The organism is Waltera intestinalis, from assembly GCF_009695995.1.
In the GTDB taxonomy this organism is placed as follows: domain Bacteria; phylum Bacillota; class Clostridia; order Lachnospirales; family Lachnospiraceae; genus Acetatifactor; species Acetatifactor intestinalis.
The window spans coordinates 218139-240971 of sequence record NZ_VUMU01000002.1 but is presented as its reverse complement, the minus strand read 5'-3'; the positions used below and the strand labels follow the sequence as shown (position 1 = coordinate 240971).

The 22833-nt window shown below is 46.5% G+C and carries 19 protein-coding genes; 1 reads left to right on the top strand and 18 read right to left on the bottom strand.

The features are described from left to right. Positions 1-4: 4 nt before the first annotated feature. The 14 genes from FYJ59_RS02855 to FYJ59_RS02790 form a co-directional block, all read right to left on the bottom strand. Entirely contained in the window at positions 5-1351 is a 1347-nt protein-coding gene (locus FYJ59_RS02855) for a prepilin-type N-terminal cleavage/methylation domain-containing protein (protein WP_154495175.1), read from the bottom strand. A gap of 27 nt (positions 1352-1378) precedes the next feature. Further along, the gene (locus FYJ59_RS02850) at positions 1379-2152 is read right to left on the bottom strand and encodes a hypothetical protein (protein ID WP_154495174.1); all 774 of its coding nucleotides are present in this window, start codon (positions 2150-2152) and stop codon (positions 1379-1381) included. A gap of 12 nt (positions 2153-2164) precedes the next feature. Beyond that, on the bottom strand, positions 2165-3862 hold the full coding sequence (gene pilM / locus FYJ59_RS02845; protein WP_154495173.1) for a pilus assembly protein PilM: 1698 nt from the start codon (positions 3860-3862) through the stop codon (positions 2165-2167). Positions 3863-3959: 97 nt separating this feature from the next. Beyond that, positions 3960-4715, bottom strand: coding sequence for a prepilin peptidase (locus FYJ59_RS02840; protein ID WP_154495172.1), 756 nt, complete (start codon positions 4713-4715; stop codon positions 3960-3962). Between the two features lie 28 nt (positions 4716-4743). Next, positions 4744-5214: a type II secretion system protein gene (locus tag FYJ59_RS02835; RefSeq protein WP_154495171.1), complete on the bottom strand. Its 471-nt coding sequence runs from the start codon at positions 5212-5214 to the stop codon at positions 4744-4746. Between the two features lie 108 nt (positions 5215-5322). Then, positions 5323-6537: a type II secretion system F family protein gene (locus FYJ59_RS02830; protein ID WP_154495170.1), complete on the bottom strand. Its 1215-nt coding sequence runs from the start codon at positions 6535-6537 to the stop codon at positions 5323-5325. Between the two features lie 143 nt (positions 6538-6680). Next, positions 6681-8372 carry a GspE/PulE family protein gene (locus FYJ59_RS02825; RefSeq protein ID WP_154495169.1) on the bottom strand — a complete coding sequence of 564 codons (1692 nt, stop codon included), beginning with the start codon at positions 8370-8372 and terminating at the stop codon, positions 6681-6683. 208 nt (positions 8373-8580) lie between these two features. Beyond that, positions 8581-9570, bottom strand: a complete 990-nt coding sequence (locus FYJ59_RS02820; RefSeq protein WP_154495168.1) for a glycosyl hydrolase — start codon at positions 9568-9570, stop codon at positions 8581-8583. 3 nt (positions 9571-9573) lie between these two features. Next, on the bottom strand, positions 9574-11163 hold the full coding sequence (locus FYJ59_RS02815; RefSeq protein WP_154495167.1) for a flotillin family protein: 1590 nt from the start codon (positions 11161-11163) through the stop codon (positions 9574-9576). A gap of 149 nt (positions 11164-11312) precedes the next feature. Then, on the bottom strand, positions 11313-12230 hold the full coding sequence (gene metA, locus FYJ59_RS02810; protein WP_154495166.1) for a homoserine O-acetyltransferase MetA: 918 nt from the start codon (positions 12228-12230) through the stop codon (positions 11313-11315). A gap of 21 nt (positions 12231-12251) precedes the next feature. Further along, positions 12252-14225, bottom strand: a complete 1974-nt coding sequence (gene ligA / locus FYJ59_RS02805; protein WP_154495165.1) for an NAD-dependent DNA ligase LigA — start codon at positions 14223-14225, stop codon at positions 12252-12254. A gap of 23 nt (positions 14226-14248) precedes the next feature. Next, positions 14249-14962 (bottom strand): pseudouridine synthase, encoded by a 714-nt coding sequence (locus tag FYJ59_RS02800; RefSeq protein ID WP_235897891.1) that lies wholly within the window; start codon positions 14960-14962, stop codon positions 14249-14251. After that, entirely contained in the window at positions 14949-15512 is a 564-nt protein-coding gene (locus FYJ59_RS02795; protein WP_154495163.1) for an RNase H family protein, read from the bottom strand. Before FYJ59_RS02795 ends, FYJ59_RS02800 begins: the two co-directional genes overlap by 14 nt. A gap of 39 nt (positions 15513-15551) precedes the next feature. Next, the gene (locus FYJ59_RS02790) at positions 15552-16172 is read right to left on the bottom strand and encodes a flavodoxin family protein (RefSeq protein ID WP_022154856.1); all 621 of its coding nucleotides are present in this window, start codon (positions 16170-16172) and stop codon (positions 15552-15554) included. A gap of 106 nt (positions 16173-16278) precedes the next feature. On the opposite strand from FYJ59_RS02790, the gene lepB reads away from it, so the two are divergent. Further along, complete coding sequence (gene lepB, locus FYJ59_RS02785) at positions 16279-16779, top strand: signal peptidase I (protein ID WP_154495162.1); 501 nt, start codon at positions 16279-16281, stop codon at positions 16777-16779. On the opposite strand, the gene FYJ59_RS02780 is transcribed toward lepB, so the two are convergent. Genes FYJ59_RS02780 through yidC form a run of 4 tightly spaced genes read right to left on the bottom strand, consistent with a single transcriptional unit; the run spans position 16760 to position 22749 of the window. Beyond that, entirely contained in the window at positions 16760-18577 is a 1818-nt protein-coding gene (locus tag FYJ59_RS02780) for an aminotransferase class I/II-fold pyridoxal phosphate-dependent enzyme (protein ID WP_331464267.1), read from the bottom strand. The genes lepB and FYJ59_RS02780 overlap by 20 nt on opposite strands. 52 nt (positions 18578-18629) lie before the next feature. Beyond that, positions 18630-20294: a sulfatase-like hydrolase/transferase gene (locus FYJ59_RS02775; protein WP_154495161.1), complete on the bottom strand. Its 1665-nt coding sequence runs from the start codon at positions 20292-20294 to the stop codon at positions 18630-18632. Between the two features lie 19 nt (positions 20295-20313). Next, complete coding sequence (locus tag FYJ59_RS02770) at positions 20314-20595, bottom strand: hypothetical protein (RefSeq protein ID WP_154495160.1); 282 nt, start codon at positions 20593-20595, stop codon at positions 20314-20316. Positions 20596-20652: 57 nt separating this feature from the next. Next, complete coding sequence (gene yidC / locus FYJ59_RS02765; protein WP_154495159.1) at positions 20653-22749, bottom strand: membrane protein insertase YidC; 2097 nt, start codon at positions 22747-22749, stop codon at positions 20653-20655. Positions 22750-22833 lie beyond the last annotated feature (84 nt).

Below are 22833 nucleotides of genomic sequence, written 5' to 3'. Positions count from 1 at the left end.
CCTCTTACTCGATCGCAGTACCTGTCATGGTTACAATCGGTCTTCCGGTACTACTGTCTCCCTCTGCATATACCTCAACCCGCATATCATATATGCGGTTCTTCTTCTCCTTTGGTGTCAGACTATCTACATCCATAATACTTTTGGCAGTATTTCCATCCACCTTGTTATTCGTTCCGGTCATACTCAGATTCCGGAAAGTATATACGGTATTTCCGTTTGTGATCAGATTTGTCCGTAATCTGCATGCAGAACGGAAATCAGATCCTCCTAATTTGTCGCCATCTGCCGGATTCCAGGCAGGATATGTTTCCCGCAGTTCAAACGAAGCTTTATAAGACATCAGCAACGTATCATAATAAGTCCTGCTCCCGAAACTATTGACCCATTCATCGGACGGTTCCTGAATTGCCAGGAACACATTCACCGGCACATTCCCCGGATTATTTACAATAACACGGTCTACCGGTTCTGCCGGGATAACGCTTTGGGCACATTCCACGCGAGGCTGCAGACATACAATGATATTCGCCAGTCCATTCTGTATCTTGTCTTCTGTCGTATATGTCCCGTCCGCCTTCTTCGCACGGATCCGGTCTGCCTGTTCCCGCAATGAATTCTCATTGGAAAAAATCACATAATCCTGTCCGTTCTGCGGATAATCTCCGGATTTTCCACCCAGATCCACAATGCCGGTATTGCAATGATATACCGTAGATGCTGTCACCAGATACGTATCTGCCTCGGTTATCTCGCCTAGTCCAAGATCCAGGCTGATCTTCCCTGTCATGATATTGATCTGAATTGTCTTGGTCGTATATCTGGCAATCGTCGGAATATCTTTATCCGTACCCGTTTTATAATACAAATAGGCATCTGTAGCAGAATCCTCCGCTTCAGAATAGACAGCATTTCTTTCTCCCGACAGATTCTCCAGCTCCACAATATCCTTATCGTTGAACATATCATATTCCGTACGCGTAGGATCCATGGTGATCACCACATCATACGTTGATGACGTGGTACTGTCATCCCTCACGGTATATTTCCATATGCCGGTTCCGTCGCCATTCACATCTCTGTTTACCGTGTTGGTAAACCCTTCCGGTGTTTCCCCCTCATAGATTTCTGCCATTTCCTCCAGCGAATGTGCTTCAAACATTTCCATCACATCTTCCGCGATCGCTGTGGCATGCATGGTGCTGCGGGATTTGGCATTCGTTCTGGCACTGGTGACAAAGCTATGCAATAGCGGCACCACGATGATTGCCAGAACTACTATTGCGATCAAAAGCTCCACAAGGGAAAAACCTGCATTATTCAATTGTCCTTCCTTTGTATGCTTCTGCATTGTGACAACTCCCAATTAAAAAATCTATTAGTTCATGTTTCCGAAAATAGTATCCACACCCATCTCCATGGCAGGGATATACGGCTCGCTGTATTCCTTATCCGTTCCCATCAGATAATACGTATTCAGCGTCATGTTGCCGGACAACATCCCTTCTTCTGAATTGTAACTGATGCTGACACTCTGAATACTCTGTCTCTCCTGCTGATTATAGATATATCTTACCAGTCCCTTGAAATCATTATAAGTGCAGGAAATACTGATACCGAGAGGTAATTCATACATATGTGTATCCGCATAAGCCGTTCCCTCGGTGGAAACGGGACTATTGGTTACAATTGTGGTCGTATCTGTGCCGGACACTGCGGCATCCGCTTCCGCTGCGGCGGTATCTGCCGGTGCATCTGCTGTTGCATTATCCAAAGCAGAGCTACTTTCCGCCTGCGGAGTATATGGGACCTCTGCCTCCGTTCCAAAGGAGATATTCGCCACCTTGGTTCTGGTAGCATCCTCCATGTTCTTTACCATCATAATACTGTCTTCCGGTAATATATCTACCGGAAAACGGCTCTCAAAATTAGTGATGTATGACTGCATTTTCTCAGTAGCAGCCAGATAATCCGCCTTGCGCTGATCCAATACCTCCAGTGTAGACACCTGGGATCTTAAGGACATATTCTGACTTTCCATAGAGTCTGCCAGATCATTAAATTTTGCATATATCAAAAAATAAGTAACCACAGCAAGGAGGATTCCGAGTACTGCGATCAAAAGTTGAATTTCACTCTTTTTCACCTTCATTTTATTTGCCTCCTACTGTACGGACTGGGTGGACTCTACGGTCTCCCCGGTCTCTTCTGTCTCATCACTCAGTTCTCTGTATGTGCCTGTCATGGAAAACATTACCCAGGAGCCACCCATCTCGTCCTGGTTATCTGTAATATTACTGATCTGTACATCCTCGATACTTTCCATATTGCGGATATTGAGGATAGTACGCGCCGCCGCTGCTTTTCCCTCTACATTGACGGTCATGCTGATGCCGGTCTGATCAGAAGAAAAGCTGTCAGTGTAAAAGCTGTCCGGCAATATCTGCTCCAGCTCATTGATGAACTCTACGAGATTCTCATTGGGATTCTCGGTATACTCATACAGATACTTGTATTTATCATACTGTGCTGCCGCTGAGAGGTATTCATTATATACCGCCTGCGCGGGCTGTAATTCCTCGACTCTCGCCTGCAATGCCACATTCTCTGCCACGGTGCCGAAGTATCTTGTCAGGGAAGTCACTGCCATGGCGATGGACAGGATCACGCCCAGCACCAGGACCGCCACACTGACGAAGGTGTAGTTCGTGCCGCTGACTACCGTCAGTCCCTTCGCCTTCTGGGTACTCTTGTCGATCAGTCCCACCGGAGCCAGCACCGCGCCCAGACAGGAAATATAAGCAGCCGGTCTTGTGGAACGGATGGCCTTGCTCATGCCGATCTTGTCATCCATCTCGGACAGGGTATGTACCTTGCGCTCCAGGCAGTTGGTGAACAGCTTGCTCATGCCGCTGAAGCTGCCGCCGAGGCCGGTGACGTAAGTTCTCTCAATAGGTGTATCACCGTTTCTGGAATCATAGAAATCAATGACACGACTGACGCCGACGATCAGGGGCTCCAGGGAAGCGGTGATCTTCTGTCTGGCTGCTGTGACTTCCACATTGCCGGCATCTTCGTCTTCCCAGCGTCCGGCATTTTCCTCCCAGAGCTTATCTCCCTGATGGAGTACTCTGTTCAGGCAGGTCTTCTTCTGGAAACGCTCTACCGCGCTCATGGGATCGTTCACGGCATAGGCACCGGAAGCGATCATGGTCTCGATGGCATCCTGCACGCCGTAAGCCACAGTTCTCTGTAACAGCACCTTGCCGGCGGAAAGCACGGTCACGATGGTGCTGTTCTCATCGATCTTGATCATCATGGTAACTTTTTCGGACTTCTCATCACGAAGGATCTGGTATAAGCTGTTGCTGCTGTAATCGAAGCACTCAACCTCCCAACCGCACATCTGTGCCAGCTGGTAATAGCTGTTTAACAGCGCCTTGGGCACTGCCAGTGCCATGACACGCAGCTTTCCTTCCTCGGTCAGTCCGCCTGCCAGATAATGTCCGATCTCATACTGAGTCAGATCCACGGGGAAATAATCGTTCGCGTTGGTCTTCACCAGTGCCTCGATCTTGCTCGCCTTCACGTTCGGGATCTGTACCTCACGGCTCGCCACTCTGGTAGAAGAAATGGTGAAGATCACTCTCTTCGTGCGGATACCGTTCGTACCCAGTGCGTTCACCAGGTGATCCGCATACTCCTGCGTCGGCTGCAGCATACCGTCCACCACGACGCCTTCCGGGGTCTCGACGGTCAATACTTTGTAGACCTTCGGTTTCTTCACCTTATAGTCGATCTCGCAGATCTTCGTAAAGGAGTTACCGATCTCAATACTCAATACGCGATTGTTCATTGCCATGCTTCTACCCTTCCTCTTATCGGTTCTTTATCGTATTTGGGACAGAAAAAGTGTCCCAAGAACTTTCTAATCTCATATCAGATGTAAGTACCTGGTCTCAATGATACAGACCCAGATACCACTGCAAGAATTCATTGCCCCACAGGACAGCGACTGCCACCCCTGCGGAGAGATACGGTCCCATGGCGAGGACATGCCCTTCGCCGCTTACTTTCATACGGATCAGATGGATCACGGAACCAATGATACATCCCAGTAAAAATGCAAAAATAATCAATTTCCAGCCGAGTAACAGTCCACAGACCGCCATCAGCTTCACATCACCGCCGCCAATGGCTCTGCCACCGGTAGCGTAGTACAGAATAAGTAAAAATACACTGACACACAGAAAGCCGATCAGGGAATCCAGCCACTGTGTATAGTGGAAGGCTCCATGGATCAGCCCCAGTGCCAGTAAAAAAACGTTAAATCCCACAGGGATCTCATATGTTCTGAAATCAATCACACTTAAAGCAAGAAGTGCACTAAACAACAAGCAGTAGACTAGGGAATCCACGCTCATCCCATATTTCCAGAATACGAGCAGGTACAGCACTCCGTTCAGTGCCTCGATGATGGGGTACTGAGCGGAGATATGTGCCTTGCATTTCCGACATCTGCCTCCCAGCGCCAGGTAGCTGAACAGCGGTACGAGGTCGTACCACCGCAGCTGATAACCGCAATTCATGCAGTGAGACCTGGTCGTTACAATATTCTCTTTTTTCGGGATACGGTAGATCAACACATTGAGGAAGCTACCGATCACGATTCCATAAAGGAAAATCACTATGTAGAGAAGAATTGTTGGGAGCATGTCAGGTGCCTTTCAAGATTATTTAAAATCAAGTTCCCGGGGTAGGTGTAGGGGTAGCAGAAGTGGTCGCAACCGCAAGTGCTGCTGCTAAATTATCATTACCTGTCACTTTAAACTCAAATCCATCTGTACTCTTAGTAACTGTAATAGTTGCTGATGCGTATGCAGAGCTCTTCATTTTAAGATTGCCTACATTAACACCAGCACTTGTCAATGCTGCCTGTGTCCATGTACCACTTGCTGCTACTGTTCCACTAGTTACTGTAACTTTTTCATCTGAGCCAGGTGTTGCTGTTACACTAGGATCCGCTGCATATATCTGTAATGCAGACAAAATCTCCTGATAGTTTGTAAGGTCTGCGGACTCTCTAGATCTTTCAACATACTTCAGATACTGAGGTGCCAGTACGCCAATCAGAACTGCCATAATAGCAATAACAATGATCAGCTCTACCAGGGAGAAACCTTTGTTTGTCAAGCTCTTCTGTTTCTTGTTCATAATAACATTCTCCTTTTTATGTGTTTTTTAATTTCAGGGTAGTAAGTTTTCCGCCCCATTTATTAATTATCGTCCTGTCCCTACACAGAACGGATAATCCAAGGTTAATTATATGTTGTCCAATGCCGCATACATAGATACCATGGGTGCCATACATGCCGCAATCAATCCACCGACAACAATTGCTAATACAATAATGATTATCGGCTCTAATGCAGCCATGAAAGCCTGAATTTCCATTTCCACTTCTTCATCATAGTAGTCTGCAATTTTATCCAGCATTTCTTCCGTACTACCGGCTTCTTCACCGATACGAATCATCTGGTATACCATAGGAGGAAACAGTCCACTCTCCTGTAATGGTCTGGATAAGGGCATACCTATCATAATTTCATCTTTTGCATCCTGCAGGGCTTCTTTAAAATAGATATTGTTCATAACTCCGGATACGATATCCACAGCCTCAATCAAAGGTACACCTGCTCCCAACAATGTGCTCAGAGTTCTTGCCATCATGGATGCCGCAGATTTCACGGTTAGTTTTTTGAAAAGCGGCAGTTTCAAAGCAATCTTGCCAAATACATGTTTTCCGGGATTCGTACCCGCAAAATATTTAATTCCAATCACTGCTACAACAATAACCGGAATAATAATAAACCAATAATTTTGTATGCCATGGCTCATTGCCACATAAAATTTTGTAATCCAAGGCAAATCAGCTCCCAACTGGCTAAACATGTCTTCATAGGAAGGAATTACCTTTACCAGCATTACAATCGTTACAATAACAGCTACTATGCATACAACCACAGGATAAATCATTGCCTTTTTTAGCATTGCCTGTGTCTTGCTGTTTTTCTCCAGCTGCACTGCCACTCGGTCGAGTGCCGTATCCAGACTACCGGATGCTTCACCGGCAGCCACCATGTTCACCATGATCGCCGGGAATACTTTCGGGTGCTCTGCCATGGAGTCTGCCAGGGTCTCACCTTTTTCCACGCTGATGCGGACTTCCTTCAGTGCATCCTGCAATCTCTTGTTCTCTGTCTGTTCGCAGAGCATTTTCAGGGATTCGAGGATGCTGACGCCCGCTTTGGTCATGCTGACGAACTGGCGGCACATGACGCTTAGATCCCTGGCCTTGGGCCATCCGCCGATCTGGATATCGATGTCTTTTGTCAGAAAGCTCTGTTCTCCCAGATCGATAACGGTCAGCTCCTGCCTTCTCAGTTCTGCCATTGCCAGATCTTTGTTATCCGCTTCCAAACTTCCCTTTACTTCTTTTCCAGCCTTTGTGATGGCCTTGTAACCATAGGTCGCCATGTGCCTTCCCTCCAATTACGTCTCTATCTTTAACTATCTCCCCAACTATGTAAGACGGGCCCCGGCCCTAAAAAGGTCCTGGTTTTTGAAAAATTTTTATAAATTTTGAGAAATTTCTATAAAATATTGCGGTTTTTATAGAATTATACGTCAAATGATACCTTTACCATCTCGGAGAAGGAGGTGGTGCCGTCCAGTACGTAATCCGTGGCACTCATACGCAGGGTATGCATTCCTTCTTTTAATGCTTCTTCCTTTAATATATCGGCACCTTCCCGCTTGCTGATAATAGTCTTCAGTTTCGGTGTGATCTGCATGATCTCGTAGACACCGATACGGCCCTTAAATCCGGTATTGTCGCATTTGCTGCAGCCGCAGGGTTCGTAGATGGTTACGTTTTCCTCTTCCTTCAGGCCCATGAACTCTTTTTCATCCCTGGTGGCCTGCTTCGGCTTCTTACAGAAGGGGCAGAGTCTGCGGACCAGTCGCTGTGCGATAACGCCGATGACGGAATCTGCGATCAGGTAGGATTCGATACCCATATCCTCCAGTCGGGTGATGGTGCTGGCGGAGGAGTTGGTATGCAGGGTACTTACGACCAGGTGTCCGGTGATGGATGCCTGTACAGCGATGCTGGCAGTCTCCTGGTCACGGATCTCACCGATCATGATGATATCCGGGTCCTGTCGCAGAATGGAACGCAGTGCCGTCGCGAAGGTGAGGTCTGCCTTGGTGTTGACCTGTACCTGGTTGATACCGTCGATATTCGCCTCGACAGGATCTTCGACGGTGATGATGTTCACGTCTTCTTTGTTCAGCTCGCTCAGTGCGGTATACAGAGTGGTGGACTTACCACTTCCGGTCGGTCCGGTTACCAGGATGATACCGTGAGGATTTTTCAGAATATAGTCAAACTGTTTTAATTCGTAGGGCTTGAAGCCTAACTGGCTCTTGTCGCGGTTCAGTGCACTCTTCGCTGCAAGACGCATTACGACTTTTTCCCCATATACGGTAGGCAGGACGGATACACGGATATCGTATTCCACGCGGTCTACGATCTGGGTGATACGTCCGTCCTGGGGTTTTCTCTTCTCGGAGATATCCATGCCGCCGATGATCTTGATACGGGCGATGATAGCAGACAGTACGTTGACACCGTATCTCGCTCTCTCATAGAGGGCACCGTCGATACGGTAACGGACACGGATGATATTTTCCATAGGTTCGATATGGATATCGGATGCACGCTGGCGGACGGCTTTTTCGATCATGTCCTTGACCAGCATAACGATCGGGGAGCTGTTGATGTTCTCCTCCGTGGCGATATCTTCTACCACATCCAGCTTTTTCTCTTTGGCGTAGGCTGCCAGTGCCTCGGTTACTTCTTCCTGACCGAAATATTTATCGATCGCCAGCATGATGCTGCGGGTGGTGGCTACTACGGGCTCTACCTGGAAGTTGGTGATGATATTGATGTCATCGATGGCGTTGTAATCCAGGGGATCCGCCATGGCGACCATGAGAACGTTGAAGTTGTTCTCCTTGTAGCCGAAGGGGAATATCTTGTTCTTCTTCAGAACGTTGACCGGCACCAGATTCAGTACTTCCTTGTCCACAGTGGTGCTCTGGAGATCGATCATATCCAGATCCAGTTGTTTGCTCAGTGCTCTCGCCAGGTCATCCTCCGATACGATGCCTTCATCTACCAGGAATTCTCCCAACTTCTTACCCTGACGGGCGGGATTGTCCAACGCCTGTTGCAGCTGTTCATTCGTGAGAACACCGCTGTTTACCAGTAATTCGCCTAAACGGACCTTTTTTCTGCCTAATTCCATGATCATTCACCTGTTACTTTTACATATTTGGGATATCTGCATAATTGTAGCATTTTTCGTTACAACTTACAATTTTTTTATTCAATACTAAAATAGTATAGCATATTTAAGATTTATGTAAATTGTTTTTAGTACTTTTGTTGCAGTTTTTCTAAAAGCAAAAACGAGAGGCTATCACGCCTCTCGCAAAATCCTTCATCATAGATTTTTACAGTGTCACCGCATATTCACTGTCGTACATTTTATTCAGATTTTCTACGCTGTTATATTTTTCACCAATGCAGAATTCCTTGGACCAGGTCATGTAGTAGGCCCAGGGGATTCTGCTTTTTTGCAAAAGATCCACATCGGGAAGGTAGCCCACTTCTGCCAGGGCAGCCACTTTGTCACGGGAGGTGGCTGCCACCAGTTTCTCATAGGCATCTGCATAGTCTGTGGACTGATACTCCGGGAGGTAGACATCCATGGATACTACATCCACGTATTCGTCTCCGGGATAGGCTTCCTCTATATCGCTGTTCCATACCCAGAGCAGGTTATGCAGGTTCTTTTCTCCGGTATAATAATCGAACATCAATCGGTATAAGTCTCTTGCGACTTTCGCGCCCTTCGCTCCCCACCAGAACCATGTGCCGTAGGATTCGTGGAAGGGGCGCCAGAGGATGGGGATATGTTCCTGCTGAAACTGCTGTAGGATCCCGGCGATCGCGTCCATGTCATGATAGAAGGCGGCTCTCTCCGGAGTTCCTTCCTGCAGTATTTTAGCCGCATCGAAATCGGTATGCTCGGTGTAGAAGCTTTTGTCTCTACCGCCTAAGGGCGAGAACCAGTGGAAACTGAAGGTGAGGATACCACCGGTGGTATAGTCTGTGCTGTTCTCTGTACCCGTGTCGTTCACTTTATCCGGGCGGTTCGCTCTTGCCCACTGCAGGGCGGTCTCTGCCGTGCCTTTATTCTCTTCCACTTCCGTCAGGCATTCCGGGGAAGCGTCTGCATAATTGATATTCGGAGAATACCCCAGTAGTTCAAAGCCCCGCAGCTTTGGCTCTTTTCCGGTGGTCTGCCGGATATAGGCAATCTCCTCACAGGGGATGGTCTGGGTGTGCTGACCGGTGATGATCTGCTGTCCCGCTGTATTTTTGAGGTATTCCAATAATTCTTTTGCTTCTTGTGTAGCTTTTGCATCCGCTGTTATCATATATTATACTTCCTGATAATCGTTACCGGTGTCGTTCTTCTCTACAGGCTTTGTATCTTCTGCCTTTTCCTTGGCGAAGCCCTTTGCCAGCATCTCGTTGATATCGAGTCCGGTGGACTCTTTGATACCGTCGGTGACCTGGGTCACGGTGGTCATGATATCACCTGCCAGCTTGCTGGAATCGCCGCCGAACATCTTGATGGAATCCACGTTCATGTAGCCCTTAGCCACAGCCTCGGCGATCTTGGGCAGCTGCTCGAAGTATACCTTCAGAGTATCCAACTCCATCTGCTGTCTTGCTGCGTCGCCGTACTGTTTCATAGCTTCTGCTTTTTTCAGGATACCGGCTGCCTCTGCCTCCGCCTTCGCCTGGATGGCTTCTGCTTCCGCTTTACCTTTGGCTGCCACAGCGGCTGCCTCTGCCAGTCCGGCTGCCTTGACTGCCTCTGCTGCCTGCTCCTTGGCGAATCTCTCTGCCTCGGATTTTGCTTTCTCAGCTTCTGCCTGTCTCTGGATCTCGAAGAGTTCTGCCTCCGCTCTCTTCTGTCTCTCGTACTGCTCGGCATCTGCCTTCTGCTGTGCTGCGTATTTATTTGCTTCTGCGGTCTTCTTGACCTCAGCTTCCAGAGCTTTCTCCTTGATGGATACTTCTCTCTCCTTTAATTCCAGTTCCTTCTCCTGACGGGCCAGGTTCGCGTTCGCTGTGGTGATCTCCACGGTCTTACGCTGTTCCTCTTCCTGAATCTTATAAGCTGCGTCGGCTTCTGCCCTCTTGATATCGGACTCTTTCTTCAGTTCTGCCTTCTTGATCGCCAGTTCGGTCTGCTTCTGGGCGATCTCGGTCTCTGCGATGACCTGTGCATCATTAGCATCCTTCTGCGCCTGTGCTCTGGCGATGGCCACATCTCTGTCTGCCTGTGCCTTTGCTACGGAAGCGTCCTTCTGGATCTGGGACATGTTATCCTGTCCTAAAGCAGTGATCAGGTTGTTCTCATCCTCGATCTTCTGGATGTTGCAGGACTCGATCCAGATACCCAGGGCATTCATATCCTTCTGTGCCTTCGCCTGAACCTCGTCACCGAAGGTCTTACGGTCATTACACAGCTCCTTCAGGCACTGGGTACCGATGATCTCACGCATGTTACCCTGTAAGGAATCGGTCAGCGCATCGCGGATCTGATCTTCATTCATATTCAGGAAGTTCTTCATGGCTGCGTTAGCCATCTCGGTGGTGATCCTCTTATTAGAATCGGCACCTGCCACTACTTCCCCTTTGGCATTCACGGTGACATCTCTCTGGGTCAGGACTCTGACCTTAGCCACGGCGTCAATATCCACACCGATGAAATCCTTGGTGGGGATATAGCCGTTGGTCTTGATGTCGATACTGATCTGCTTCAGGATCAGTTCATCCTTTTTCTCCAGGAAGGGGATCTTGATACCGGCACGTCCGATCAGGACCTTGGGCTCTCTCTTGATACCGGAGATGATGTAGGCTTTGTTCGGTGATGCCTTCACATAACCGGATGCCAGGATGACCAGAATGGCAATGGCCAATACGACGATTGCGATAATACCAATGTTAATTTCCATATGTACTCCCTCATTCTTTCTGCTTTCGTAATATATGAAAAGCTACTTGTATGATATGTATTTTACCATACAGGCAGCTTGACGAACAGTGATATCTATTATTTTTTATCAATTTATTGTAGCAAAATGTGCACGATATTCCACGTGTGTTACCGGATCTGAGCCAGGTCGTACGGTGTTGCCTGATATACGTAATAGTTCAGCCAGTTGCTGTAAAGGTTATTGCAATGGGATCTCCACTGTAACAGTGGTCTCTGCTCCGGATCATCATCCGGATAATAATTATAGGGAACCTGGATCGGCAATCCCTTGTCCAGGTCTCTGTGGTACTCATTGTTCAAGGTATAGCGGTCATATTCCGGGTGCCCGGCCACGAAGATTTTTTTGCCTTCCTCTGCGATAGCCAGGAATACACCGGCTTTCTCGGATTCCGCCAGGATCGTCAGCTCCTTACAGGCATGAATGGCTTCGGAAGGAGTCTCGGTATGGCGGCTGTGCGGTGCCAGGAAAATATCATCAAAGCCACGCACCAACGGTATTTTCCGATTGGATACTTTATGTTCGTAGACACCGAACAGCTTCTGCGGCAACTGTCTCTTGTTAATACCATAATAATGGTAGAATCCGGCCTGCGCCGCCCAGCAGATATGCAAGGTGGAAGTCACATGGGTCTCCGCCCAGTCTAATATCTTACAGGTCTCCTCCCAGTAATCCACCTCTTCAAAGGTGATATCTTCCACCGGTGCTCCGGTGACGATCAGTCCATCGAAGGTGCGGTCTTTGATCTCATCAAAGGTGGTGTAGAATTTATTGAGATGGCTTGCAGGGGTATTCAATGACACATGGGTCTTGGTATTCATGAAGGTCACATCCACCTGCAAAGGGGTATTGGACAAGGCACGCAGCAACTGCAGCTCCGTGTCCTGCTTTACCGGCATATTGTTTAAGATCAATACCTGCAATGGACGCATGTCCTGATGCAGAGCACGGAATTCGTCCATGACGAATATATTTTCATTCTCCAGTATCTCTTTTGCAGGCAGATCATTTTGTGTCTTAATAGGCATTTCATTTTCCTCCAGGTCTACTTATTCCTCGTAAGGAATATCATAAGTCTTCAGGAAATCTTCTTCCGTAAGGATTGGGACCTGAAGCTCCTTCGCTTTTTTATTTTTGGAAGAAGTCGAGGTAATGTCATTGTTGATCAGGCAGGTGGTCTTCCCCGTCACACTGCCGGTGACTTTACCACCTCTCTCCTCGATGACTTCTTTCAGATCATTACGGCTGGCGTAATGGTTCAGACTTCCGGTTACGACGAAACTCATACCGGATAGTGTCTGTGCATTTTCATCCACCTTAGGTGTCTCAATGGTCAGGAACTGTTTCAGATGTTCGATCTGTTCCAGGTTCTCCGCATCGGACATATACTCCGTAAATGCCCCAGCAAGCACTTCTCCCACACCGGGGATAGCACTTAAGGTCTCTGTGTCTGCTGACTGCATTTTCTCCAGATCATAATCAAAATATCTGCAAAGCACCTTGGCATTGGCCACACCGATCCCCGCGATTCCCAGTCCGTAGATCAGTCGGGGCAGCGTCGTATGGCGCGCAGCTTCAATGCTGTCTATCATATTCTGATAAGACTTCTCTCCGAAGCCCTCCATCTGTGTGATAACTTCCTTATAACGATCCAGCCGGAACAGGTCAGCATATTCGTGGATGAAGCCCTGATCGATCATTTTCTCCAATGTTGCTTCGGAGAGCCCGTCGATATTCAGGGCATCACGGCTAACGAACAGGGTGTATGCCTTAATCTCCTTCGCCGGGCATTTCTCATTGGTGCAATACAAGGTCTGTACTTCATTCATCTGACGGATCTCGGTAGGTTGTCCGCAGACAGGGCAGACCTTCGGGATCTCCACGTTGTCACTGCCGGTCAGATTCTCTGCGATCTGGGGGATGATCATATTCGCCTTATAGACTGTAATGTGATCTCCGATCCCCAGTCGAAGGGAACGTAATATGCTGATATTGTGCACCGAGGCACGGCTGACTGTGGTACCCTCCAGCTCTACCGGCTCGAAGATGGCTACCGGATTGATCAGGCCGGTGCGGCTGGCACTCCATTCGATCTCTTTTAAAGTAGTCTCGCGAAGTTCATCCGCCCATTTAAAAGCAATGGAATCTCTGGGGAATTTTGCAGTTCTGCCCAGGGACTGTCCATAGCTGATGCTTTCATAGGTAAGTACCAGTCCGTCGGAGGGAATGTCATAATGCTCGATCTTGTGTTCAAAGTCTTCAATGACTGACAGGATATTTTCCTCGGTCACCGCCACATGTTCTACCACCGCAAATCCCTGCTCCTGTAAAAAGGCAAACTGTGCTTCCTTGGAATCGTGGAAGTCCACATCGTCCGCTTTTACGAGGGTAAACGCATAAAATCTCACGTTGCGTTTGGCCGTGATCTCATTATTCAGCTGTCGAACGGATCCACTGCACAGATTTCTGGGATTCTTATATTTTGCCTCTGCATCTGCGATCTCACCGTTGATCTTCTCGAAATCACTGTAAGTGATAACCGCCTCGCCCCGCAGGATCAGTTCCCCGGTATAAGAAATATTTAACGGAAGATTTTTAAAAGTACGAGCGTTATTCGTGATAACTTCCCCGATCTCACCATTTCCGCGGGTAACCGCTTTTGCAAGTTTTCCTTCACGATAGGTCAACACAATGGTCAGTCCGTCCAGTTTCCAGCTTAAAATTGCAGGGTTGCCCTGCAGCCAGTCCCGCAGTTCTTCGCGGCTTTTGGTCTTACCCAGAGACAGCATCGGACTCTCGTGACGTTCCTTGGGAAGCTCATCCACCGCTTCGTAGCCCACATTCACCGTGGGGCTGTTCGCCAGGGTAACGCCTGTCTCTTTTTCCAGTTCCACCAGTTCATCATAGAGCTTATCATATTCATAATTGCTCATGATCTCCCGATCTTTGGCATAATAGCTCTCCGAAGCCGCATTCAGTTGTTCTACCAGATATTTGATCCGGTCTATCTTTGAAGACTGCATATTGTGTTCCTGCCTTTAAAAGATTATTTACGATTTAACATTCCGGTATCTGTCAGAAGCGTTTCCAGTTCTTCCCCTGTGACCTCACGCCACTCTCCGGGCTTCAGATCTCCCAGGCGGATATTCATGACGCGGATTCTTTTTAAGGATCTCACTTTCGCTCCGCAGGCTTCGCACATCCTGCGGATCTGTCTGTTGACTCCCTGAGTCAGTATGATCTGGAATGTATATTTTCCTATTTTATCTATCTTACATTCTCTGGTAGTGATATCCAGATCCTTCAGATAGATGCCTTTTCTCATTATCTCCAAAAAATCGGGTGTTATTTCCCGGTCGATCTTTACAATGTATTCTTTTTCATGGCGGTTTGCTCCCCGCATCATGGCGTTAATGAGGTCTCCGTCGTTGGTCAGAAGGATCAGCCCTTCGGAATCTTTGTCCAGGCGTCCGGCATAGGTCAATCTCTCCGGACAGCGGATCATGTCCATGATCTTTTTCTCCGCATGTGGATCCCGCTCTGTGCAGACGACGCCCACCGGCTTGTAGAAAGCCAGGACTTTGCAGGTCTGTTTCCCCTGTAAAATCTTTTTTCCCACCTGTACGGTATCCGTCTCTAACACCTGCTGTCCCATTCCTGCAACCTGACCGTTGACTAAGACTTTTCCCTGTTCGATGAGTTTGTCCGCATCTCTCCTGGAGCATACACCGCACTGTGCCAGATATTTATTCAGCCGCATCCTGCATCCTCTCTGCGGCATCCGCCGCCTCGAAATCGCTAAGACTCTTCACCTTGGGAATTCCGTTACCGTTCGCCACGCCGAGTTTTGCTGTCTCGTCCGCGAGTTCATTGTATTTTACCTTGGAATGTGCCGGCACTTTCATGAAACGGATCTGTATCTTCTGTCCCCAGCCTCTCATGGTCTGTGCGTATTTCTGTGTCAGTTCATTTTTGCTCTTCCACGCACCGGTGACCCATTTTTCGATCCCCTCGTAATCATACCGGATCTCAATGGCTCGAAATCCACTGTTTAAGGCAAACCGTACCGCATACATGGCTCCCAGCATCTCTCCGGATACATTTCGCTGTTTCAGGGAGTCCGGGTTATCGCCATTGCCGTATTCTGTATAGATCCGCCCGTCGGGAAGGATGAAAATACAGCCAAAACCGTATTTTTTCAGTGCATCCTGATAGCTTCCGTCCACGTAAGCCAACAGTTCTCCCGCTGCGGGGCAGTCCTTTGGATCTGCATTTTCCGGATATCTTCCCAATCCCTGCCACTGTGCCATAGTTTCGTCTGTCTCCTTTTCCTGTCCGGTCTGTCGTATTTATCGGATAAAGTTGGTCTTCTGCGCCGGTTCTCTCTCCGGGAAACTCACACCGGCAGCTTTGCCTGCTTCTATACATTTTAACAGCCACGCCATATTATTGCCCAATGTGCGCATGGTCTGCATACCTTCCAGATCCTGTTTCACTTCTTCCGGTGTATTGCCGTGTACCTGGTTCCAGTACTGGCTGGATACCACCGGCATGCAGTTAATGGTAAAGTATTTGTTCAACTGATCAAAAGCCGCGGAGGCTCCGCCACGTCTGCAGCTGACAACGCAGGCACCGGGTTTGCCCTGGAAAAGTGCACTCTTACCATAAAAAGCCCGATCTAAGAAAGAAGTGATCATACCGGATGCCGATGCATAATGCACGGGAGATCCGAACACGAATCCATCTGCGGTCTTTGCTTTTTCTACGAATTCATTGACACCGTCCTCACGGAAACATTTTCCGGTCTTTAAGCAGGCACCGCAGCCGATGCATCCGGCGATGGGTTCTACGCCTACCTGAATGATCTCTGTCTCGATACCGTTCTTCTCCAATGCACCCGCTACCTCTTCCAGTGCAGTATAGGTGCATCCCTTCGCATGTCCGCTTCCGTTCACCAGTAATACTTTCATATGTTATCCCTCTTTTTCATCATTTATAATATGTTCTGTTCTTGCATGATCTGTTTTCGCATGCTACTATATCCGTAAATTAAGCAGTTGTAAGAAAGGAGTCCTCATGCCGTCTAAAATCTCTCACTATTTACTGTCCATACTGTGTATCGGATGCCTTATTTTTCTGATCAGTCATTACGGCGTACAGCTTTATCAGGTCTCCGGGAGATCCATGGAGCCCACCTGCCATTCCGGATCTTTTTTACTGGTACAAAAATTTGGCATTCCCGAACAGATTTCCCGTTTTGATATTATCACCATCCGCTCAGAAGCTCTTGACAACCGAATGATTCTAAAACGTGTGATCGGTCTTCCCGGTGAGACTGTTCAGATCATGGACGGAGCTGTCTATATCAACGGTTCACCTCTCTACGAGCCCTATTTTTCAGATGCTCCGGCTATAACTGATCCGGGAAACGCCTCTGCTCCCATAGTTTTGGGTAACAATGAGTATTTCGTATTGGGAGACAATCGTCCGGAAAGTATAGACAGCCGTTCCGATAAGATAGGACTCATTCCTGCGGATTCCATCACCGGAAAAGTAATTAATTTAACTTCTTTTTAAGAGCCGCTACCAGTTTTTCATTGTCCTTTTCATCTCTGATCGCGATCCGGATATAATTTCTGCCTTCAAATCCTTTTTTGGTGGACAAATCTTTAATTAAAATATTATCTTCATCCAAAAGATCTTCTGCCAGCTTTGTTGCAGATTCTCCATTTGTTAATTCACAGAGCAGATAATTAGCCTGAGAAGGGATCACGCGTAATCCCTGTACTTCTGCCAATGCATTTACGAAAGCTCTTCTTTCCTGTCGGAACTTATCCATAGCTGCTTTATAATCTTTGGCATATTTTTCGTAGATCTGAAGGTAGAATTCTCCAAAGGAATTAATATTCCATATAGAGACATCCTTTTTCAATTTTGCAATCATTTCTTTATTATCTCCTGCTAAAATTCCCAGTCGGATGCCCGGTACTCCATAGCTCTTGGAGATACTCTTCATTACGAACAAATGAGGATATTGTGTCAGAACTGCCTGTTCCAGAAGAGAACTGTCAGTCTCATCCGCAAAGTCCACAAAAGATTCATCCACAATGAGGCAGATCTCTCTTTCTTCTGCCCAAGCTGCCAACAACAGCACATCTTTTTTCGGTATATAATTGCCGGAAGGATTATCGGGATTGATCAACAGCAATGTTTTAATATCTTTATCTGCATAGTAGTTCATCAGATCCTCTGCTGAATAAGAATAGTCTTCATTCGATGGCAGAAAAGCAATGACATCCTCTGCATTTTTGCGATTCGGATATTCTTCAAATGTAGGCTTTACCACACCTATTTTCCCCGGCAGCTGCTCCATAAGAGACTTGATCAGTTCGCTTGCCCCGTTTCCGACAACCATCTGATCCTTATGTAATCCGAAATCTTTTGCAGCGATCAGGCTGTTTACACTCATTCCGGAAGGATACTCCGTCAAAAGTGTCTCAAAATTGCTCTTCATTTCATCAATAAGCTTACGGCAGGGGAAGTACGGATTCACAAGATAACAGAAGTCCAACAATTTAGGATATCTCCAATATCCGCCATAGCGGCTCTGCATTCTCTTCAAGCGTTCTTCCTTCGTGGCAAACAAGGTCTCTGCGATGTCCAGATCCTGCACATCATCTATTTCATACCATTTTTCTCCATTCAGCTTAACAGCCTTAATCTGAGGATCATCCAGGAATGTAATGACCTTCAGCACCTGTTCGTAATATTCATTTGTTCCAAGTGCCTTACAATATGCTTCCAAAAACGGAACATAATGCTTCTGGGAGAATTCTTTACTGAACTTATATAAATTTACCGTTTTATAGTATTCATCTGTCTTGCTGAAATCAAATTCTCTCTTACTCAAAAAAGCTGTAATATTGTCATCTTCGTCTAACGTAACACAGGTTCCGTCCATCCAGCTCTCAAACTTATCCACCAGTGTCAGAGACGGATACGGATGATCTACCAGTTTACGGATCACGGCTTCTTCATAGACAAGATCAGATTCCAGCAACAGGGTGTCATCCTCTACAAGTTTTTCCTTGGCAAGATATAAGGAATAGATATTGTTGGTCTTATAATAGACATCATTGTCAATAAACTCTAACGGGGTTTTGATATTTAAGCTTTCGACATAACTTTTCAGTTTCTGCCCTTCATAACCGATGACAAACACAATGCGCTTAAGCCCAAGCTTTTCTAAATGTCCCAGTGTCTTTTCTATCATGGTGACACCGTTTACTTCGACCATACATTTGGTGGCATTGCTAGTTAATTCCTTTAACCTTTTTCCCATTCCCGCTGCTAAAATAATAGCCTGCATACTCATTCTTTCCTTCTTTTCATTTGCTTGTTTTATTTATCTGTCTCCCCTTGTATTCTTATCGATTAAATTCTCTTCCGGTAAGAACCATTGTGTCTCTGTTGAACGCATGTCCTGTCTGCAGGTATTCCGTTATATGATCTTCGTCCAGGAAAGAATACTTCAGGAAACGGCGATCTCTCACATCTCCTTCTTTCCAGTCAAATGCTGCTTCACTCGGCTGTCCGTCCAACAGACGTAAATATGCCTCCTGCAGATCTGCAAAGCTGACCGGTGCCTGTGATATCTGCATCGTGTCATGGCTTTCGCTGCGACCCTTTATCATTAACAGCGGGCACTGTCTCATCCAGGCTTCGTCTCCGGATTCTTCCAGGCTGCCGTTATATCCATGGTCTGCCATGATAATAAGTACTGTATTATCATAAGCTCCACTTTTGCGCAGCTGTTCCACATAATCTGCCGCCTCCAGCATTACAGCTTCCATGCTCAGCTCATAGGTTCCCTCATGTTCATCAATGATATTCATATCCTTATCATAGATGAAGGGAACATGCGCTCCATCCAGATGGAAAAATTTGAATTTAGGATTTGAATTCTCGGTTGTAATTCCTACGGTGTCCAAATGCCCCTTAAACTGATAATCCGATGTGGTGAAGCTATAATTTTCACCTGTATTTTCCACTCTGACCAATTCATCAAAAGCCGCGGGTTTGAAAATACACTTTTTCTTCAATTCAAACGGTGCATACCTGAAGCCTATCAGTTTTAATAAAGGTTTGGCAAATTTCGTATAAGAGCTTAATTTAAAGTCAACTCTGTACACATTGCTGAACATCTTGGCAATATCGTCATTCATGTACAACTCAGTATCGCAGAGTTCCATGTTGTAGCCCTTCTCCTGTAAAGCATTAAATAACGGTGATACCTCATACATATTGCGCATGTAATCATCGAACGGCTCATCGTTTTCATACCAGTCTCCGGATAAGATAAAGGGAATTGAGCGTTTTGTACAGGAATAAGCTCCAACAGTATTTTCAAAATAAGTAAAATCCTGAAAGTCTTTGTTGTATTCCGGATGATCTTCCAGCAACTTTGAAAATGTTCTGGCATCTACTGTATCCAATAATAAGATCACAAAATTCTGATCGTCCGACATTACAAACTCTTTGTCCGCGCCGATCTGATAATGCGCTTTTTCCTGCAATACACCACTGGTAAGTGTAACACTCACCGCTGTCATAAGCAGCATCAGAGTAAGGCATGTGCTAAGATACATGACTGTCTTCGTAAACAATTCCTTTTTCAGTAATATGCACATAGCAGCCGTGATAACCGCCACGACTGTCCAAAGGATAATCCCCTGTGTTCTCAAAGCAGTATAGTTATCCCAATTGATCGCAGATCCATCCAGAGGCGGAAGATTTTTGACCATAAAGTTGCCCTGGACGTAGGTACAGATCAATGCAATAAATCCACCTGCCAGACCTATCCGGTATGCGACAGGATGTATCAGCCATAACACAATATATGCCAGACTCATAACAGCCACGCAGACTGCAAATAACCCCAATGCCGCAGTAAACAATATTCCAAAGTCAAACCAAAATTCATCCGCATTGCTACAATACAAATCTATCGGTGCATATAAAAACACTAAAAAGCCAACAGCAACTGACAAAACAATGCCCGGCAGTAATTGTTTCTTATCCCGTTTTTTCATTTCTGAATATTTCTCCTGCTTACTTGTCCTGCTTATCCTCTGCCTGATCCATCATAATGTCATCGGACTCTACTTCTTTGTTTCTGTTCTCATCAATACCGAGGCTCTTGTCGATCTTCTTTTTTGCCTTTCTCCAGTAAATACCGGCTGCTGCGCCCACTGCGATAATGACTCCTGCTACTGCCTGAATCGCATAGTTCATAACCGAAGGATCGATATAAGCATCGGCTGTTCCGGAAAACAGTACTGCGAATGCTGCTGCAAAAAATGTTACCTGTGCGATTTTGCTTAATTTCTTCATAATTTTACTTACCTCTTTCTTTTACTTTTTATTTATTTGTAATTTCTGTTTTACAGCTTATTGTTCTTTTGCTTTTTTGATCTGTTCCTGCACTGCCTGTACGATGTATTTCGCACCTACCTCGGCACTGTTGCCCAGGTTGTATACATACTCTTCTACAATTTTTTCAATTTTATCATGATAAGCATCTTTTTGCTCCAGCAGATTTCTGACCTTACTTTCGGTCTCCTCTGTCTTCGCAGGATCCAGGCGGTCTCCGATGACATCACGCATCCAGATATTGATAGGTACAGTGTCAATCTTCTGATACTCCGGATTCATGACCTTCATGGGAGTATCCACGAAGAGTACCGGTTTGTTCGTGGCAAACGCATATTCATAAGCGATACCGGACCAGTCGGTCACCAGCAGGTCTGCCTCAAATACCGTGCTGTTGGATGAAAAATCGGTCTGGATCTCAATATCCGGATTATTCGCATAACGCTCTTTCAGGCGGTCCATCTTGTCCTGCTGTAAGCGTACCTGCTGGGGATGAGGACGCACTACCACTTCATAGCCCTTACCTGCCAGATCATCCAGCATACCTTCGAGACAGCTGTCCACAATGTTATCCTTCTGCCAGGAGGGTGCGATGAGAATATGCTTTTTCTCATGAGGTGTCTTGTCTGCCTTCTTGTAATCTTCGATCATGCGGTCTAACAGACAATATCCCCAATCAATCAGCTTCTTGGGTGGCAGACCGTAGGCTTCCTCTGTTTTGCGGATCTCCTCGGTATGATGTTTACCGACACAATATACTGTATCGTAATGATCCATGGATCCGGTACGCATGGTCATATTCAGGCTGTCCATGCCATGTGGGATGTAGATATATTCAATATCTTTTCTCACATAGCTGCGCTTGATATGAAAATTCTCAATATCCGGCATGGTCATAACAACCACATCCGCATCCATCTTCATCATCAGAGTGATCAGCTTCTTCTCCCCGATATAATAGGCACGGATCTTATTCTCTTTTTCTGCCAGTGCGAAGATCTGATCCTCAGGGTCACTGGTAATATAATGAATGGTCAGATTCGTATGGGCTAACAGCCATTCAATGATTCCCTGATAATATTTATAGAAGCCACTGCTCTCGGAATAAAATACCAGATGCTTATTCACCACCGAGAAGAAACGCTTGAAGTCCTTCTTCTCTCTCTTGGCATAAGGATTTCTCGCAAAAGGCTTTTTCCTGCCACCGATAGACTGTAATTCATCCAGTTCCTGTTTGCTGGCCTCCAGTGCTTCGTAATCCACATAGTCTTTTGGATTAATGGCCCAGTTTAACAGATACTGCTGTAAGATTGCAAACAGATTGCTGGCGATCCAGTACAATGCCACACCTGCAGGAACAAACCAGCCCAGATATAGGGAAAGTCCTACGGAAAATGCCATCATACCGTATTTGTTCAGTTTGGACTGTTCTGCCTGAATGACATTGGCCGCATTCTGCGCCACACATAACAACCATGCGGATACTCCCGCTGCGATGGGCACAATAATATCAATGCCACCCACTTCGGATGGTACCCAGCTCAAGTTAATACCGCAGAAATCCAAAGATATGCTCTCTACCTGCTGTAATACAGAAGCGATATCCACACCGGCAAGACTGCTCTGTAATGCTGCAAACTGCTCTGCGTAGTTGCCACTCTTGATCATTTCCACTACCGTAAGCTGAACGGAAGAGCTCTCCGGATGCACCCCTGCCAGACTGATCGCCAGCCCATTAAATGCAGTGATCACATCCTGAGACATATGCAGCAGATAATCCAGGGGATGATAGATAACCTCCACCAGTCCCATCAGCAGAATGATCTGAACCACCAGGGGAATTAAAGATGCCAAAGGATTGTACTTCTCTCTCTTGAATATTTGGGACTGTTCGTCTGCGATCCGGTCCGCATCACCGAAATGTTTTGCTTTGATCCGGTTGATCTCGGGCTGCATTTTTACCATTTTAATGGAATTCTTCTGTACCCATACTGACACCGGTAAAAGAACGATCTTACTGATCAGAGTGAACAGAATAATAGCAAGGCCGTAATTATGTAGCAGATAATAGCAAAAGTACATAACGTATCCTAACGCATCTGAAAGTATTCGCATGAGATCTTTCTCCTTTTAGTCAATAGTACTAATTATAAACATAATCCTGCTTTTTTTCAACCTTATGTTCAAAACAGGCAGAAA

Coding starts and splice junctions, on each gene's coding strand:
- FYJ59_RS02840 (WP_154495172.1), bottom strand. CDS start 4,715: ATGCTCCCAACAATTCTTCTCTACATAGTGATTTTCCTTTATGGAATC.
- FYJ59_RS02775 (WP_154495161.1), bottom strand. CDS start 20,294: ATGAAAAAACGGGATAAGAAACAATTACTGCCGGGCATTGTTTTGTCA.
- pilM (WP_154495173.1), bottom strand. CDS start 3,862: ATGGCAATGAACAATCGCGTATTGAGTATTGAGATCGGTAACTCCTTT.
- FYJ59_RS02830 (WP_154495170.1), bottom strand. CDS start 6,537: ATGGCGACCTATGGTTACAAGGCCATCACAAAGGCTGGAAAAGAAGTA.
- FYJ59_RS02795 (WP_154495163.1), bottom strand. CDS start 15,512: ATGGCACAGTGGCAGGGATTGGGAAGATATCCGGAAAATGCAGATCCA.
- FYJ59_RS02770 (WP_154495160.1), bottom strand. CDS start 20,595: ATGAAGAAATTAAGCAAAATCGCACAGGTAACATTTTTTGCAGCAGCA.
- FYJ59_RS02850 (WP_154495174.1), bottom strand. CDS start 2,152: ATGAAGGTGAAAAAGAGTGAAATTCAACTTTTGATCGCAGTACTCGGA.
- ligA (WP_154495165.1), bottom strand. CDS start 14,225: ATGCAGTCTTCAAAGATAGACCGGATCAAATATCTGGTAGAACAACTG.
- FYJ59_RS02835 (WP_154495171.1), bottom strand. CDS start 5,214: ATGAACAAGAAACAGAAGAGCTTGACAAACAAAGGTTTCTCCCTGGTA.
- FYJ59_RS02800 (WP_235897891.1), bottom strand. CDS start 14,962: ATGCGGCTGAATAAATATCTGGCACAGTGCGGTGTATGCTCCAGGAGA.
- FYJ59_RS02825 (WP_154495169.1), bottom strand. CDS start 8,372: ATGGAATTAGGCAGAAAAAAGGTCCGTTTAGGCGAATTACTGGTAAAC.
- lepB (WP_154495162.1), top strand. CDS start 16,279: ATGCCGTCTAAAATCTCTCACTATTTACTGTCCATACTGTGTATCGGA.
- metA (WP_154495166.1), bottom strand. CDS start 12,230: ATGCCTATTAAGACACAAAATGATCTGCCTGCAAAAGAGATACTGGAG.
- FYJ59_RS02820 (WP_154495168.1), bottom strand. CDS start 9,570: ATGATAACAGCGGATGCAAAAGCTACACAAGAAGCAAAAGAATTATTG.
- FYJ59_RS02855 (WP_154495175.1), bottom strand. CDS start 1,351: ATGCAGAAGCATACAAAGGAAGGACAATTGAATAATGCAGGTTTTTCC.
- FYJ59_RS02815 (WP_154495167.1), bottom strand. CDS start 11,163: ATGGAAATTAACATTGGTATTATCGCAATCGTCGTATTGGCCATTGCC.
- FYJ59_RS02780 (WP_331464267.1), bottom strand. CDS start 18,577: ATGAGTATGCAGGCTATTATTTTAGCAGCGGGAATGGGAAAAAGGTTA.
- yidC (WP_154495159.1), bottom strand. CDS start 22,749: ATGCGAATACTTTCAGATGCGTTAGGATACGTTATGTACTTTTGCTAT.
- FYJ59_RS02790 (WP_022154856.1), bottom strand. CDS start 16,172: ATGAAAGTATTACTGGTGAACGGAAGCGGACATGCGAAGGGATGCACC.